At 40.1% G+C, this 16087-nt stretch carries 15 protein-coding genes; 6 read left to right on the forward strand and 9 right to left on the reverse strand.

What is annotated here, in order from left to right; translation table 11 throughout:
• Positions 1-126: 126 nt before the first annotated feature.
• The 4 genes from GNF10_RS01710 to GNF10_RS01725 all read left to right on the forward strand — a co-directional run bounded on the left by GNF10_RS01710 (position 127) and on the right by GNF10_RS01725 (position 4197).
• Entirely contained in the window at positions 127-1125 is a 999-nt protein-coding gene (locus GNF10_RS01710; RefSeq protein ID WP_185592755.1) for a nodulation protein NodZ, read from the forward strand.
• A gap of 224 nt (positions 1126-1349) precedes the next feature.
• Positions 1350-2066: a trans-aconitate 2-methyltransferase gene (locus tag GNF10_RS01715; RefSeq protein WP_185581510.1), complete on the forward strand. Its 717-nt coding sequence runs from the start codon at positions 1350-1352 to the stop codon at positions 2064-2066.
• Between the two features lie 576 nt (positions 2067-2642).
• A complete protein-coding gene (locus GNF10_RS01720; protein ID WP_185581509.1) occupies positions 2643-3722 on the forward strand; it encodes a M4 family metallopeptidase in 1080 nt (359 codons plus the stop codon).
• A 175-nt stretch (positions 3723-3897) separates the two neighbouring features.
• A complete protein-coding gene (locus GNF10_RS01725) occupies positions 3898-4197 on the forward strand; it encodes a protealysin inhibitor emfourin (protein WP_185581508.1) in 300 nt (99 codons plus the stop codon).
• Between the two features lie 145 nt (positions 4198-4342).
• On the opposite strand, the gene GNF10_RS01730 is transcribed toward GNF10_RS01725, so the two are convergent.
• Entirely contained in the window at positions 4343-5827 is a 1485-nt protein-coding gene (locus GNF10_RS01730; protein WP_185581911.1) for an amidohydrolase family protein, read from the reverse strand.
• 119 nt (positions 5828-5946) lie between these two features.
• Between GNF10_RS01730 and GNF10_RS01735 the strand changes: the two genes are divergently transcribed.
• Positions 5947-6741 carry an aspartyl/asparaginyl beta-hydroxylase domain-containing protein gene (locus GNF10_RS01735; RefSeq protein WP_185592614.1) on the forward strand — a complete coding sequence of 265 codons (795 nt, stop codon included), beginning with the start codon at positions 5947-5949 and terminating at the stop codon, positions 6739-6741.
• A gap of 47 nt (positions 6742-6788) precedes the next feature.
• On the opposite strand, the gene GNF10_RS01740 is transcribed toward GNF10_RS01735, so the two are convergent.
• Positions 6789-7532 carry an arylmalonate decarboxylase gene (locus tag GNF10_RS01740; RefSeq protein ID WP_185585936.1) on the reverse strand — a complete coding sequence of 248 codons (744 nt, stop codon included), beginning with the start codon at positions 7530-7532 and terminating at the stop codon, positions 6789-6791.
• A 181-nt stretch (positions 7533-7713) separates the two neighbouring features.
• Complete coding sequence (locus GNF10_RS01745) at positions 7714-8628, reverse strand: DUF4437 domain-containing protein (RefSeq protein ID WP_185585937.1); 915 nt, start codon at positions 8626-8628, stop codon at positions 7714-7716.
• Positions 8629-8874: 246 nt separating this feature from the next.
• Between GNF10_RS01745 and GNF10_RS01750 the strand changes: the two genes are divergently transcribed.
• Positions 8875-9273, forward strand: coding sequence for a nuclear transport factor 2 family protein (locus GNF10_RS01750; RefSeq protein ID WP_185585938.1), 399 nt, complete (start codon positions 8875-8877; stop codon positions 9271-9273).
• A 60-nt stretch (positions 9274-9333) separates the two neighbouring features.
• Here GNF10_RS01750 and GNF10_RS01755 read toward each other — a convergent pair whose 3' ends face one another.
• The 6 genes from GNF10_RS01755 to GNF10_RS01780 form a co-directional block, all read right to left on the reverse strand.
• Positions 9334-9810, reverse strand: coding sequence for a hypothetical protein (locus GNF10_RS01755; RefSeq protein ID WP_185585939.1), 477 nt, complete (start codon positions 9808-9810; stop codon positions 9334-9336).
• Positions 9811-9965: 155 nt separating this feature from the next.
• Positions 9966-12359: a response regulator gene (locus tag GNF10_RS01760; protein ID WP_185592577.1), complete on the reverse strand. Its 2394-nt coding sequence runs from the start codon at positions 12357-12359 to the stop codon at positions 9966-9968.
• Positions 12360-12582: 223 nt separating this feature from the next.
• A complete protein-coding gene (gene hpsU, locus GNF10_RS01765; RefSeq protein WP_185584970.1) occupies positions 12583-13164 on the reverse strand; it encodes a hormogonium polysaccharide biosynthesis acetyltransferase HpsU in 582 nt (193 codons plus the stop codon).
• Between the two features lie 38 nt (positions 13165-13202).
• The gene (locus tag GNF10_RS01770; protein WP_185584969.1) at positions 13203-14159 is read right to left on the reverse strand and encodes a glycosyltransferase family 2 protein; all 957 of its coding nucleotides are present in this window, start codon (positions 14157-14159) and stop codon (positions 13203-13205) included.
• Positions 14160-14182: 23 nt separating this feature from the next.
• Positions 14183-15115: a glycosyltransferase family 2 protein gene (locus tag GNF10_RS01775; protein WP_185584968.1), complete on the reverse strand. Its 933-nt coding sequence runs from the start codon at positions 15113-15115 to the stop codon at positions 14183-14185.
• Positions 15116-15249: 134 nt separating this feature from the next.
• Positions 15250-16059: a hypothetical protein gene (locus tag GNF10_RS01780; protein WP_185584967.1), complete on the reverse strand. Its 810-nt coding sequence runs from the start codon at positions 16057-16059 to the stop codon at positions 15250-15252.
• Positions 16060-16087 lie beyond the last annotated feature (28 nt).

Consider the following 16087-nt stretch of genomic DNA (forward strand, 5'->3'; position numbering starts at 1 on the left):
TCGTCAACTATTGATTTGACCTATCATGAGTGATATTATTCTGGCGATCTAGAAAATATGAATAAAATCTTCCCTGCGGGTTCGTCAACGATTTTTTGAGTTTAAAATTGTTAGGAGCAATCAAAAATGGTTTCAGAGAAGTTTTTATTAGCGAAAGGCAAAGCAGGGATGGGAAATCGTTTTCTTGCTCTCTTGGACAGTATCTTATATGCTCAACTTACTAATAGAAAGATATTCGTTGATTGGAGCGATGAGGTTTACTCGAATAATCGCAGCAATGTTTTTCCTGAGTTTTTTAATCTTCATAATGTGACTCAAGCTTCAGAAATACCTTCTACTGAATCTGTCTATCCAAGTTTCTGGAAGAATAGTTTAGATAAATCAGTGAATGAAGTACTGTTATCATACGAATCTCCAAATGATTTGCGATATAACAACCCAAAAATATGGGCAAAATATACCACTAATATGTCCCGCATAGATTATAGTGAAGATATTTTGATTAGATGGTCGTATGTAATAGAAACTTATAAGCTAAGACGACATTTTTTAGGAGATTTCGCTTATTTACAAAATCTGAGTAATGAAACTATTTTAAAAAAGATAATTAGAGAAAATCTGAGCTTACAACCTAATATTGAAGCAATTATTAAAAAAACTGTAGATAGTTCTTTTGAAGATATAGTAATCGGGGTTCATGTTAGATATACTGACAGAAAAACTTCCAAAAATCCCTATTTCAAATTTGTTGATAAGATCCTTGAAAAACATCCTAAAAGTTTAATATTTTTAGCTACTGATAACCCCGCAGTAGAAGATTCTTTTAGAGAGAAATATACTAATGTTTTAGTGACAGATAAGTGGTATCCTGCGTCAGGATCTTCTTTACATCAGAATCCTGAATGTCCAGATAGATTTGAAAATGGTGTTCAAGCTTTAATAGATATCTATTTATTAAGCAAATGTAATTATCTAATATACAACAAAGCTTCTACTTTTGGTGTAGTCGCAAAGTTGATTTCTGATATCCCAGAAACTAATACAATCGATACTTCTGAATACACTTTAAAGGGAAAAGTTAAAAACTTAATTGCTTGGTTCAGAGAAAAAACAGTTCTTTCGTGACCTTTTTTTAAGTAAGATTTAAAAGTTAAAATTAATAATTTTTAATTAGTTTTGAGTACAAACCCCACTGAATTGAATTTCTAATTTAAGCAAAATGGCTTGACTATAGTGGTTTTAGATTTAAGTGTAATAGATTCTTAATTTTAGATGATGTTACAACTTTAGAAGGTATTCCCAAAATTGCTTGGCAATATTGATTAGTGTATATATTAGTTATAATCCCTATGCAACAGTTATTTCCCGGAGAGGTATTCGCCAGCACTGCTGATTTTGACATTGGTATTCGCCAACTGATACCCAGATATGATGAGATGTTGGAGGTAATTACCCGTTGTCTACCTTCCACAAGTCTGCGGATATTAGAATTAGGTTGTGGTACAGGCGAACTTAGTCTCAAAATACTCAAACGTTTTCCAAATGCCCAACTAATTGCTCTAGATTACTCACCTAGAATGTTAAAATTTGCCCAAGATAAAATCACAGCATCTGGATATCAAAAACGTTGGGTTGGTACACAAGCAGACTTTGGTGATTGGGCAAATAATCCAGAAAAATTAGATATTGGTAGTGAATTTAATGCCTGTGTCTCATCCTTGGCAATTCATCATCTCCAGGATGAGATGAAATTAAAGTTATTTAGCCGAATTGCTGCTAGCCTTACTCAAGATGGCTGTTTTTGGAATGGAGACCCAATTTTACCGGAATCATCAGCCTTAGCAGAAGTTTATCAAGCTGCACGAGAAGAATGGTCAGTTGAACAGGGAACTAATTTAACAGAGGTTCGTGCAAAGCTTGGTACGAGCAGCACTCAAGGCTACTCTAGTCAAGATCAGCTAGCTAGCTTAGATGCTCATTTACAGATGTTGAGCAAAGGTGGATTTAAAACAGTTGCAGTACCTTGGAAATATTATGGTCTGGCAGTGTTAGGTGGCTGGCTATGAAAATTTTGGGTTTTGGATACTGGATTTGGAATTTACCTGTCCCTAATCGATATTTATAGAATTAGCAGACTTATGGTAACAAAACAGTAATAAATAACATTATTTCCCTTAATTAGAACTAATATGTAGACCAATACAGTTGTAGACCAATACAGTTCAGTTAAAAAAAATTGTAGGTTGGGTTGCGCTTTGCTTAACCCAACAAAGTCCCGAAAATGTTGGGTTTCGTTCCTCCACCCAACCTACGCAGTTTAAGTTTTTTAGCGCTAACTGAACCGTATTGATATATAGACGTTTTAGGTCTGTAAAGGAGGTCTTGCTAACTCACGCAAAGATTTTGGCTGAGACTTACAGTATCTAAGCTGTCCTTGTGTTTTGATGCAATATTTCCACATCAGAAGTACCCGTGAGGGTACTATCAATCCTCTACAGACCTATCCGAAAATACAGAGTAGAAAATTTTCTTCAGAAAAGAAACCAGGGACGCACGATTTGGATTCGTTTTTCTGCTCCTTTCTCCAGTGGAGTTAAAGCCACTGTTTGCCATCACTTAGTTTTAAAAGGAGAATATCTTGGATGGCTCGAAATAAAAAGAAATCAGCCGGGTTTAAGTATGAGCATCCACTTGTGTCTAGATGCCCGATTTGTTGTATTATCCCGCCCCATATACTGGAACATGTCGTTGTCAATGGCAATCCTCAACAGCGTAATTGGGCTTTTCGTACATTAAATGTTTCGGCACAATTTCGCGGACGGAGAGATGTTATAGGTAGTGTCTCATTTGCACCTTCTCCGGGTGAAAAACGCCGTACCATCTATGATGCAAAATATGGTCAGCAACTTCCTGGTACATTAGTGCGCGGTGAAGGCGATCCTCCCAGCAGTGATGTAGCAGTTAATGAAGCTTATGATGGTGCTGGTGCTACTTATGACTTGTTTTATGAGATATTCGATCGCAATTCCATTGACGATAAAGGGCTACGTTTAGACTCCACCGTGCATTATGGCGTTAAATATGACAATGCCTTTTGGAACGGCGATCAAATGGTTTATGGTGATGGCGACGGAGAACTGTTTCAACGCTTCACGAAATCAATTGATGTGATTGGGCATGAGCTAACTCATGGTATAACCCAGTATGAAGCGGGTTTACAGTACTATGGCGAACCAGGGGCATTAAATGAATCATTTTCCGATGTCTTCGGTTCCTTGGTGAAACAAAAGATCAAAAATCAGACAGCACAAGAGGCAGATTGGCTCATTGGCGAAGGTCTTTTAGTACCAACTGTCAAAGGTGTTGCCCTGCGATCAATGAAAGCACCAGGAACAGCTTATGATGATCCAGTATTGGGTAAAGATCCTCAACCAGCCCATGTGAAAGATAAATACACTGGTACTGATGATAACGGTGGCGTGCATATCAACTCAGGAATTCCTAACCATGCGTTTTATTTAGCAGCTGTTGAAATTGGTGGCTATGCTTGGGAAAAAGCTGGTAAAATCTGGTACTTAGCTTTACGCGATCGCTTGAAAGCCAAAGCAGATTTTAAAAAAGCTGCCAACGTCACCATTCAAATTGCTGGCGAACTCTACGGTAATGCTAGTGATGAGCAAAAAGCTGTACAGAACGCTTGGCAAAAGGTAGGAGTTATCTAGGAGTTATGAATGTTGAGTGAGGAGTCAGGAATAAATAGTCAATACCTTCCACTCCCTCACTCAACACTCAGGACTGATAAATCTGTTGTGTATTGTTGCTAAAGTCGAATGTGAGAACTGTTGTCTCCCATTCTAAGTATTTATCCAAACTAAATAACACAACTGATAGCAAAAAATGCGTATATCCTTTGAACGCACAGGCGGCTTTGCTGGAATCAGCAAAAAAACAACCGTTGATACAGACACTCTCCCACCAGATGAAGCTGCCACACTTGCGCGACTGGTGGAGGTTGCAGATTTATTTAGGCTACCTGAACTAATTTCCTCGCCAAATCCTCAGAGCGATCGCTTTCAGTATAAGTTGACAGTGGAAGATAACGGTAAGCAGCATACGGTAACTGTCAGTGAAGCAGCATTGCCAGGAACCTTAAGACCTTTGATTGAATGGCTGCAAAACATATCACAAAAAAGGTAATTTGCTGAATTAGCAATTAAATGTTTAGATAAAAATCCAGTCAACGCCATCTAAAATTGAATATCCCTGGAGAATGTAAAGTCGTGGGCGAAGAAAATATAAATTTTAATTCTAATAAACATATAGTGTGTAAACAGCAAGATTTCTATGTGGACATTATAGAAGGTCTTTTCAAATAGCGCCCAATAGGTGAACCTAGAACCTCTCCATTGTTATAAATAAGATTTCCACGCAAAAAGGTACTCTTCACCCGCCCAGTTAACTCCATTCCTTCAAAGGGTGTATAACCTTGTTGTGACTCAGACTCAGCAGCGCTTACCACAAAGGTTTCATTGGGGTCTACCAACACCAAATCAGCATCATAACCAATAGCAATATCACCTTTTTCTAACAACCCAAAGCGCCGCGATGGGTTCCAAGATAGTAATTTAGCCATCTGATTGTAGGACATCCCCCGCTTACTACCTTCACTAAATACACCAGAAAGTAAATATTCTGTACCGCCAAAACCAGACTTTGCTAACCAAATATTATTCGGGTCTTTAGCACTTATTTTTTGTTCAGCAGAACAGCAAGCGTGGTCGCTAACTATCCAATCTACTTGATTGTTTAGTACTGCTTGCCACAAGTATTCCACATCAGCGCGAGGACGGATAGGAGGGTTAACTTTTGCCCAAATACCATTAGGAGTATCCACATCTAATAGCAAATGTCCAACAGTAACTTCTCGCCGAAAATTGATATGAGGAAAAGCAGTTTGCATAGTCAAAGCTGCTTCCATTGCTTTACGCGAACTCAGGTGCAACAAATTGATATTTGCACAGTTAGTTTCATTGGCCAAATAAGAAGCAATACAAATTGCTAAACCTTCAGAATGAGGCGGACGCGCTGCACTATAAGCGTGTAATCCGCTCAGACTAGAATCATTTTCAACTATTTTGGTATAAGCGTTGAGAATTTCTGCAACTTCACAGTGCAAACTCAAGCTGATGCTATCTCGTGCTTCTGGATGTTTTTCCATCAAGCGAGTTAGACCACGCATAATAAATTCAAAATGGGCGAAGTCGTATCTTTCCTCTTTATTAATCATCAAAAAGAGGTTTTGCTGGTCTGACAAACCATGCAACCCATAGCCACCATAAAACATGAAGATTTTAAACGAAGATATACCGTGTTCCTCAAACAATAAAGGTATTTCATCGATATGCTGGCTTGCTATAGGTGCAATGTGGTAGGCGTAATCTACAAAAAAATTACCTGCGGATAACACCAAAACCTCTGGAAAAAAATCGCGGTAGGAGCCGCCTTTGTTAAGATAATACTGCCCTGTACGAATGTAATTCAGGCTGGTAGTCACGCCTCCCATAGCGGCTGCTTTGCTTTCAGTCAGAGCATCTTTATCAAGGGGTTGATAGATACCGACGTGCATGTGGGCATCCACGACTCCAGGAAAGGCTAGCAGGTTTTTGCCATCGAATATCTGTTTGCCTGTGTCTGCGCTAATATTAGAGGCAATCTGAGCAAATTTTCCATCTTTAATGCCTAAATCAAGTAGTTCGATTACATCCTGATGGGGACGAACTACCCGCACATTTTTGATAATTTGATCTAATAGGGGAGTTTCAGACACAGTAGACCTCACACTAAAATGAGTTTAGTCAGGAATTCCAACATCGAATCTGGACAAAGATCAAATCCTATCATTATATATAACGGTTTTTTATGAAATCATCTTCAGGAGAAAAAACAATGGAAAGCTTTAATGAATATAATATAGACCCAAATCAATTTACTTTTCTCAAAATCTTTGAAGATAACTGGCAAGTGATTAGAGAGGAATTTAAACGCTTTATTAACCAGGCATCTGATGAAGAGCTAAAGTTAACTTACGATATTCTGGGGCCTAAAAGTAAAACGATTAAAACCAAGGGTAATGCAAAATACAGCGCTTTTGGTATTTTATTTCAAGGTGTTTTTATTGAACAATATATTCAAGCTTATCAAATACAATATCCTGATTATGGGCCAGATGAGGCATCAAAAAAAGCACTTTTATTAAGAGAGAAGTATTTTCCAAATTTAGCTAATTTGATAAAAAATGTGAATTTTATTGATGATGATATTATCAGAAACGTCTATTATGGGACATTTCATCCAGGGTTAGATATTAAGCTGCATGTAAACTATAACCCTCATACAAATCGTGGGTATTTAGGATTAATAGTTCCAGAGGGAGATGTGGCTATGAAAATATGCCATGATCAACTTTATTGGCATGAAGGAAAATTCCTGGTTTTAGATCATAGCTATCCACACTGTCCACATAATTACACCAATTATGATAGAACTGTTTTGGTTGTAGACTTTTTTAAACCAGATAAGCCTAGAGATGAAGTGATCCGATTTGAGAAAGAGCAAGTCGCACAACGGATGCAAGATAATCCTTACAGTTTAGGTGTTTTTGGTAAAAGTGATAAAGCTAAAGAAGAAGATTTTATCAAATATGGTTTAGCTCATCAGTTAGAGTGGGATAAAGCTTTATAAGCTTAATTATGATCTTCAAACTGGCTAGGAAGGATAATTCGTCATTTTCAAAATTCTCTCAAGAGTCTCCCATACCCGTACACTCTATCTTGGATATTGTTATGTCGTAAGGCATACCACCAAATTGCCGCATTAATGGCAATGACCGGCTTTCCGAGCCACCGCTCTGCTTCGTCGGCAAGCTGGAGCATACTTAAATTGGTACCCATCTGCACGATCGCGTCTACGTCATCACCGTCGAGTTCCTGAAGATAGTTGCGAAGAGTATCTTCACAGACCTCAGCGATCGCTATTGCAGTAGGAGAACGCAGTCCTTTCAACCGGACGACCTCCACCCCAATATCACTGAAGAAGCCGCATAATCTGTCGTCAGCTACAGCCTGATAAGGGGTGATGACGGCGATCTTATTTACTTTGAATGCTTCGAGAGCCGCCTGACACGCCGATCCACCCGCAGCCACTCCAAGACCAGTATAATCCTCAAGCCGTTTCACGAAGGCTCTGTTCCCCTTAAGTCCTTCCCAAAAAGTTTCGGCGCTCATTGCCATGATCAAGTAGTCGATACCAGCTGTCATCACGCGATCAACCGCGAAGAGAATTTCGTCGTCGATCTGCTCCAGAATACGCACCATCTTTTCGTCACTACTCAAGTCCTGATCGCGAATATGAATCCGGGACATGTGGGATGTAACACCCCGTACCGCCATCGCGTGAAAATCTGGTTCGACAATCGTGTTTGTGCTGGGCGCAAGCACGCCAAATTTTTTGCGCCACCCTAACGCATCTGTCATTGTGGAGTACCCGTGGATATCGCTTATGTCAAGGTATACCGACTATACATGAACTTGCCCCCAGATCGTGAAAAATTCTGATGGAATCGTAGTCAATTATTTGTTGTCTAAAGGTTGTTTTGCTTGTGGGATGAGTATATTGCGATCGCCTAATTACTTACCCTGCTTGCTGATTGTATTTTCAGGAGTGGGATTTGTTGCGATCGAGTGCAGCCTGGAGACGTATCTCATCTTGCTGAGTAATATCTGGGTTATGCAGTATCCAATAACAATCTAGGCGGTCATTGGTGCGAAACAAAAGTAATGCTCCGCTTTCTGTCCAGAACGGGCCGTGTGGAATGTGTGCTGGTCGCCAGTAATAGCCATCTTTGCACATTGCCGTATAGCGTCTATTAAAAGGATCATCGCTCATAGACCAATGTCCAAGCACATCTCCACTAATGACATAAGCCTCCTCAGTAGTAGGATGACCAGCATAGAAATTGCCTTCAGTCCACATCGGTACTAAGCCTAAAATCCACGTGGCGCGTCCGGTTTTTTTATTGGTATACAGGCTTTTACGTGCTGAACCAGGAGGTAAAAAGGTTGTGCTTTCCCATTTCATCGCGTGGAGTTCTTGCAAAGGAACATACTCAGTCATCCGTTCATGGGTCTGTATATTCACATGATATACAGAAGTTTCTGGGATTTGCTCAAGGCTTGCGTAGTCTTCTGTGATATAAGTGGGGGTAGCATTTGGCATCCACAAGATGATGGTGTCTTCTTCCGTTTTCCAAGGGCCAGTAGGTATGCCAGTGGGGATGAAAGAGTAACTGAGATTGCGTAGTCTAAACCCACCCTGGCAAAGTGTGCCGGTTAATACAAAAATTTCCACATCGGTAGTGAAATGACCAATCGGTGCGCTCCAACCCTTTTTCAGGACGACTCGCTGTGTAGATTCACCTGTACTTTCGTTGACGGATAGAACCTGTGCAGTACCATGTTTACCAATAAAAAAGTTTTCTACATTAAAAGGCACTTGTGGAAAGTTAAGAACTGAGTTGAGTGATTCTTCCGTTTCTACATGTTTGCGCCCTGTAGAGATGTTCTTGTTCATTTTAATACCTGTGTCTGGGTGTGGAAGATTAACATTATTATCGAGTGAATATGAGATTTTATGAATATATAGCAGAGGCACGCGATCGCATTTTTTACCTGTTATACATGAACCAACACAGTTTCAAGGCATAGAAGCAATTCCCGAAGCTGTAGAATATCTCTTGCGTAGTCAGAATTGTGGCAAAGTAGTTGTGAGGTTTTAAGTCACACAGCATTAGTCTATATCTAGTTAGGGTGGGTGGGAATGACACAAGACTCAGAAAATACTTTAAAAGTTGCTCGACAGGCATTTGAGCATCTTACGTATGGTATGGCAACTGGAGAGTGGGAAGCATTGTTAGATATGCTCACAGAAGATTTTACCCTTTGGTTTCCAATGGGTAAATTCCACGGTTTGAATGTCGGTAAAGAGCGAGCTAGAGAATTTTTCGAGTACGTTTTTGAAGCCTTTAATCCTGGTTTGAACCTGACTGGTTTAGACCGTGTTACTAGCAATGAAACAACGGCTGTTTTTGAGTTTCGAGATGAGGGGCTTTTGTTCGGGCAGCTTTACAAAAATCGAGTAGCAGTTTCTTTTGATGTGCGCGGAGAAAAAATTTGTGGCTATAGGGAATACTTTGGCAGCGATGGTAAATCCTATTAAATAATTCGTAATTACGAATTACGAATTTGTATTGAGCGCAGCCGAAATATTACGAATTATTTAGTTTCTCTCAGGGTTGAGTTTGTTGATTTCTTTACACTTAGCTTCTGCGGCTTGATATGCTGCCAAATAGTCCTGACCACCCAACATCACATCACCATAATATTCATAAGGTGGCTCGCCATAGATTGGCAATGGTTCATCTTCTGGATAATCTTCTTTCGATTCTTCAATGATGGCTTTCAATTTTTTAACCGTTAGCCTTTGTGCCGCAAAATACCAGAGTTCTTGGGGATTTTTGTTCAGGTGCGGTAATGTGGGATCGATAATGCGTACCTCAGAGGCATCGCCTAGTTCAATCCAACTGTGTTCAATCGGCCTGTATGGCTTTCCCACAAAAGTTAAAAATCCTTGGACATATCTTGCTCCCTCAGTAGACAATGCTGCTTTGTAAGCATTATCAAAGGGAGTGCTAGCTCTGCTTTTTATGCGTTCAGCAGTTTCGATTGACAGCGTTTCATCCAGTAGTTTGTTCATCAATAGCAAGGATTAGAGCAGCCATGAGAATATATTACCACTCATGGGCACTGGGGAATAGGGAATAGGGAATAGGGAATAGGGAATAGGGAATGGGGAATGGGGAATGGGGAATGAGGTAGAAATAACCAATGACAAATGACAAATGACAAACTCTACTTTGTATTAATTACCATCTGTAAATTTCTTAACAAGTCGCTTGAGGTGTAGGGCTTGGACAAAAGGGTTTTGACACTATTACCAAGGATTTTAATCATTTCATGATTGGAAGCTAATCCACTAACACCAATAATTTTGATCTCTGGATTAATTTTTTTCAACACACTGATGGTTGTTGGCCCATCCATGTTTGGCATCATCATATCAACCAAGACGACACTAATTTCTTGTTGATATTCTGTGTAGAGTGCGATCGCATCAATCCCATCACTAGCTACTATAACTTTATAGGCATTTTTTTCTAACCAGGTTTGAGTAACCTCTCGAATTGAATCTTCATCATCAACAACGAGAATCAATTCTCCATGCCCCGGCGGTAATTCATCTCTAGCTAATTTACTATCTGTCTCTATTGTTTGCGTGACAGGTAAGCAAACTTGAAGCTCTGTGCCTTTGCCCACGTCAGTCACCACATTCACAAAACCGTAGTGGCTTTTGATAATCCCAAGCACTGTTGAAAGACCAAGCCCTGCGCCTTTTCCGACTTCTTTTGTTGTGAAAAATGGCTCAAAAATTCTATCTACTATTTCTCTCTTAATTCCTATCCCTGTATCACAGACGCTAATCATTACATAAGAACCTACTTTAGCATCAATATTCATTTTGGCGTAGTGAGTATCAACCCAGAAATTCTTCGCAGAAATCTTTAGGATACCGCCATTAGGCATGGCATCACAAGCATTGATACATAGGTTCGTTAGCACTTGGTGTAACTGAGTAGCATCGCCAAAGATATTCCATAAGTTTTTCTCAGAAACATCAATACGGATTTCAATAGCTCTGGAAAATGTTTGCTTAATAATATTTTCAATTTCTGAAATCAAATACCGCACCTGTAAAGTTTTAAAGTTACCTACAGAGCCGCGTGAAAACCATAACACTTGTTTAACTAAATCTGCGGCGCGTTTAACATTTGTTTCCATAATTGTTAGCCAGTACTGACTTTTTTCATCTGGAAGCTGTGCCTCTAAAAGTTGCACTGTCATCAACATAGGTGTTAGTGCATTGTTAAGATCGTGGGCGATACCACTTGCTAGAGTGCCAAGGCTCTCCATTCGCTGGGCGCGGAGAAACTGCGCTTCCAGTTGTTTTTTCTCGGTAATATCGGAGTTGACAATTAGGACGGATTTAGCTTGTCCCTCATTATCATTTACCAGTGTCCATCGGCTAGCAACGATAATCTCTTGGCCTTGTTTGGTAACTTGATATAACTCACCTTGCCACGAACCATGTTCAACTAAAGTTTTCTGGATGTTTTTTAGTTGGCCAAAACTTTGCTTCCAATACAAAAACTGATTGGCATTCTTGCTCAATGCTTCTTCTGCCATCCAACCGTACAGATGTTCAGCCCCTTTATTCCAAAATTGAATTTTGTTAACCAAATCTTGAACGATAATTGCGTCTGTGGTGATATCGAGCCAAGCTGCTTGCTCACGAATTTTTTGTTCTGCATTTTGGCGTTCACGTAGCACAGCTTGCTGTTCGGTAATATCAATTACAAAGCCCGCCATCCGAGCAACTTTACCTGTAGAATCTAAAAAGATATACCCGTTATTTTCAACTGTGATATAAGTGCCATCTTTGCGAGCAACACGAAATTCAAGATGGAATCGCTCTTTTGCGGATAAAACGCGGTTAATCTCTTCATTGAATAATTTTCTATCATCAGGATGAACTAACTCTAACCAACGCTTCAAACCTCCTAACATCTCAGGCATAGAGTAACCTAATATTTGCTCTATATTGCCATCATATTTAATATCATTGGTATCCAAGTACCAGTCGTAGAGAATTTGACCACTCGCTTGAATTAGTGCTTGGTAGCGATTGTTCCACTCATTTAATGCAGCTGAATAACATCGCAGTTCTTCTTCTACTCGCTGGCGCTCAAAGATTTCTATTTCTAAACGTTTATTTTGCTCTGTGAGTTTTTTTGTGAGATTTCGTAAACGTAAATGGATATTTACTCTAGCTAAAACCTCTTTATGTTCAAGAGGTTTAGTTATGTAATCTACTGCCCCAAGATTCAAGCCTTTGATTTGATCTATCTTATCGGTTATAGCAGTTAGAAATATTACTGGAATATCTTGGGTAGCTGGATTTTTTTTCAAAAGTTTACAAGTTTCAAATCCATCAATTCCTGGCATTAATACGTCCAATAAGATTAGATCGGGTAAGGCATTCTCTGCAATTTCAATGGCATTCATTCCATCTTCAGAGACTAAAACCTTCAAGCCGTAAAACTCTAAAAGCTTGAATAATATTTCTAAATTAATAGGGGCATCATCAACTATTAAAATGACATTTTTTTCATCTTTATTAAAATTCATACTTGCCTCCTATTAAATTTTTTTTAAATTTATCGAATTTGTTGATCTTTCAAATCTTTGGCAAGTTGACGAACATGGTTGGCAAACGGCGCTTCATAACCTAACTCTTGGGGAGCATTATTGGCCTATATTCTATGCAATTGAGAACCGCTATAAATAAAATATGTAGAAAATTTAAGGTAGCCCAGCTAGCTAGGCTACCTTACTATCTTTATCTATAAAATCATGGGGTTGTAGGGGTATCAAGTTTTATGCGACTCGTCTTAGGACGACAGGGGCTTCCCCAACAAACCTGTCCAGAAGGCATATTCGTCAAAACAGTACTACGAGCGCCAATCACAGCATTAGCACCGATTTGCACTCCCGGCCCAACGAAACAATCTGCTGCTACCCATGCACCATTGTTAATAGTGATACTCGCTGTTTTTAACCCAAAAGCAGGATCTTGGATATCGTGACTACCAGTACACAGGTAACTTTTTTGAGAAACTACGCAGTGTTCACCGATGTGGATCTGATCGAGGCTGTATAAAACTACGTTATCTCCAATCCAACTGTAGTTGCCAATGGTAACTTTCCAAGGATAGGTGAAGCGGGCGGTGGGTCGAATTAATACACCTTTGCCGATACGAGCGCCAAATAGCCGTAACAAAGCACAACGCAGAATATTTAACGGTTGAGGAGTAAGGGGAAATGCGATCGCTTGTACAAGCCACCACAACAATACATACCAATTTGGCCGTCCCCGATCAAACCAAGATTGGTCATATTTGCGTAAATCTACAAAAGGTTGATCATTTGTCATTTGTCATTGGTCATTGGTCATTTGTTATTAGCTATTAGTTATGAGTCAATAGTCAATAGCTTTACCTCTGCTCCTATGCTCTCTTGCTCCCCTGCTTCTGCCTTTGGGGTAGTTGCAGTATTTAAATGACCACCACAATTGCGTAATTCGTAAAGTTTAACGCCAATTTGATATTCATATTGACTCAGCAAGCGTGCATAAATATATCCAGCTTTGCCATCCAAAAAACCGCGTTGAATTATATAAAATAAAACAAACCGCAAAATGGGTTTAAATGGCAGGTGTACCCACACTTTTTTCAAAAAGCGCTTACGTTGCACCGCATCACCAAATAGATTTGCGCCGATGGTGCCGCTATCATCTTTACCTGTGAGAATATTAAAATAAACGCTGGCTTCCCAGTTAGAATAACGATTGTGCCGTTCTAGCCAGTGATAAAGGTCGCGGAAGTCTTCGTGGAGCATATCATTGTTGAGATACCCAACTTTGCCCTGCAAAATCACATGTTCGTGAACTTCATTGTCACCAGTATTAGGAATATCTTCTGTATGCAGGTTTTCGTAGCGACCTTTTTTATGCTGAAATAAACGAAGATTCCAATCGGGATATTTCCCACCATAACGAATCCATTTTCCTAAGAAAAAGACACGGCGGTTGAGGTAATAACCTGTATATTCTTGATTTTGGATTGCTTGGTCAATTTCTTCCCACAGTTCCGGGGTGATGCGCTCATCACAATCTACAATTAGCACCCATTCGTTACGGAAAGGTAAATTATCTAAAGACCAATTTTTCTTTTTGGGCCAACGTCCATTGAAGTCGAATTGCACAACATTGACACCGTGGCTTTTGGCAATTTCAATGCTGTTATCGGTACTTTGAGAATCTACTACAAATATTTCATCTGCCCTGCTGAGGCTAGCAAGGCAGGCTGGCAAGTTTGCTTGTTCGTTTTTTGCCGGAATTAATACAGAAACTGGTATTTTAGATGACATATCAGTATAAATTATGTTATTGGTTATTTCTTATTTGATGTAAATAAAAGACCTTGAATAGCAGCATTTAAGTAACCAATCTGACCGTAAGCATATACAAGTTTGTCAAACCGCTCTGCTGGATCAGAAAAATATTGCAATGCTTTATACAAGCCCCGCACAAACCGTTCGCCGCCTCGCTGCAATTGAGCGATTCCAGCTTTACCAGCGAGTTGTTCTCGATAGCATTCACTGATACCCTGCCACCAGCCTCGATTTAAAAACCAAGTGCGTTGTAAGCGTTCTGGGGCAACATTGTGAGCAACCAGTGCTTCAGGAAGATAAGCAACTTGCCAAGCACGCTGTAGGGCAAATTCGGTCATTTGCAGTTCTTCATTTGATAATAGATTTTTCCCCACTCGACCGAGATGGGGATCAAAACCGCCAATTTCTTCTAGGAAACTGCGGCGGATGGAGTAATTTAAGCCTCTGGGTGTTAAGCCAGGTTGCTCGATAAAGATGTTACTGTCACCCAAGTCGTATGCACCCAGATTTGCAGCTAGCCCTGGAGATAGCCATCGTGGTTGTTCGATTCCTGGGGGCCATAAGAGAGTGACTTTGCCACCTGCGATCGCTAGTTTAGAATTATTGTAATAGGCAAAATATAAAACTTGTAGCCAGCCAGGGCTAGCAACAGCATCGTCATCCAGATAAGCCAGAATGTCGCCACTAGCTACTTTTGCGCCTGTGTTGCGGGCGACAGATAAACCGATAGTGGGTTCAAATACATACTTCAGGTGCGGATTGTGGGCCCTTTGTTCTACAACCTCACGGGTGCGATCGCTAGATCCATTATCAACTACTACAATTTCAAAGTCAGCAGCAAAATCCTGCGCTAAAAGACTATCAATTGCAGCCCCTAAATAGGTATCTCGATTGTGGGTACAGATAATGGCAGAGATTTGGGTGTCTGGCATAGATTTTATTTTGGATTTGAGATTTGGGATTTTAGATAAAAATCTTAAATCCAACATATACCTGCTGAGAGTTAATCTAAACCAAAAATTACCGACCCACCAACCGAGTTTCTTCGGAAATAATTTTTAAAACTTCACGTTTGTTGAATATGACTGTGTAAAACTACAAGTGTTTGGGCCAGTTGGCTCAGGCGGGTTTCTAAAGATTGCTTGCGCCCCAAAAGTTGACGTAACTTTTGGTAACGTGCGATCGCCATACTAACATTAGGAACCTGATCTGCTGGACATGGGCGTGACCATACTTTACCAGCATCGTCTACACCACATAGGCGGTAGCCAGTAATCGATGATTTATAAGATACTTTCCCACCCGAGGCACAAATTTCTTCTACGTAGTTCATTAGGCGGTCAACTTCTGCATGGCGCAGTGTTGCGGTTCCTCCCGGTTCTGGTTCACTGGGATTGGATTCTAACCAGCCATTGACAATTGGGCCTTCTAAGTAAATATCCTGAATTTGGTTCAAAATATTTTGCAGTTCTATTTGCCAACCAGCGACAGTTTCTTGAATTTCTTGTAGTAGATTCATCGCCAACGCTGGATTTGCTCCGTGGCGATGGTTACTAAAACTCGGAGTTTTCAACTTGGGTAAGCTGGGTGTTTTCCCTCCATTCTCTTGTGTTTGAAAGGTCTGCACAGAGTCATGGTGAGGAAAGAAATTCTGTTCAGGAGAATAATCACTCTCACTATCTACACCCAATTCAACTGTTTCTTCTTCCTGAGATGATGGAGTTTGTGTACTTTCTGTGGATTCGTTGGCTCCGACACTGATTCTAAAAGAAAAAGGCCGTTTTGTCGTCGAATCAGCTGCTTCGGCGGCAGGGGCAGTGCCGCGATTCCCTAAATCGTGTAGAGTTGCTTCTATGCGTTTTAAGCCTGCGTTCATAAAGAAAGACATCCTAAATTTTGCTGTC

The sequence above is a fragment of the Nostoc sp. UCD121 genome, from assembly GCF_014222285.1.
Taxonomy (GTDB): domain Bacteria; phylum Cyanobacteriota; class Cyanobacteriia; order Cyanobacteriales; family Nostocaceae; genus Nostoc.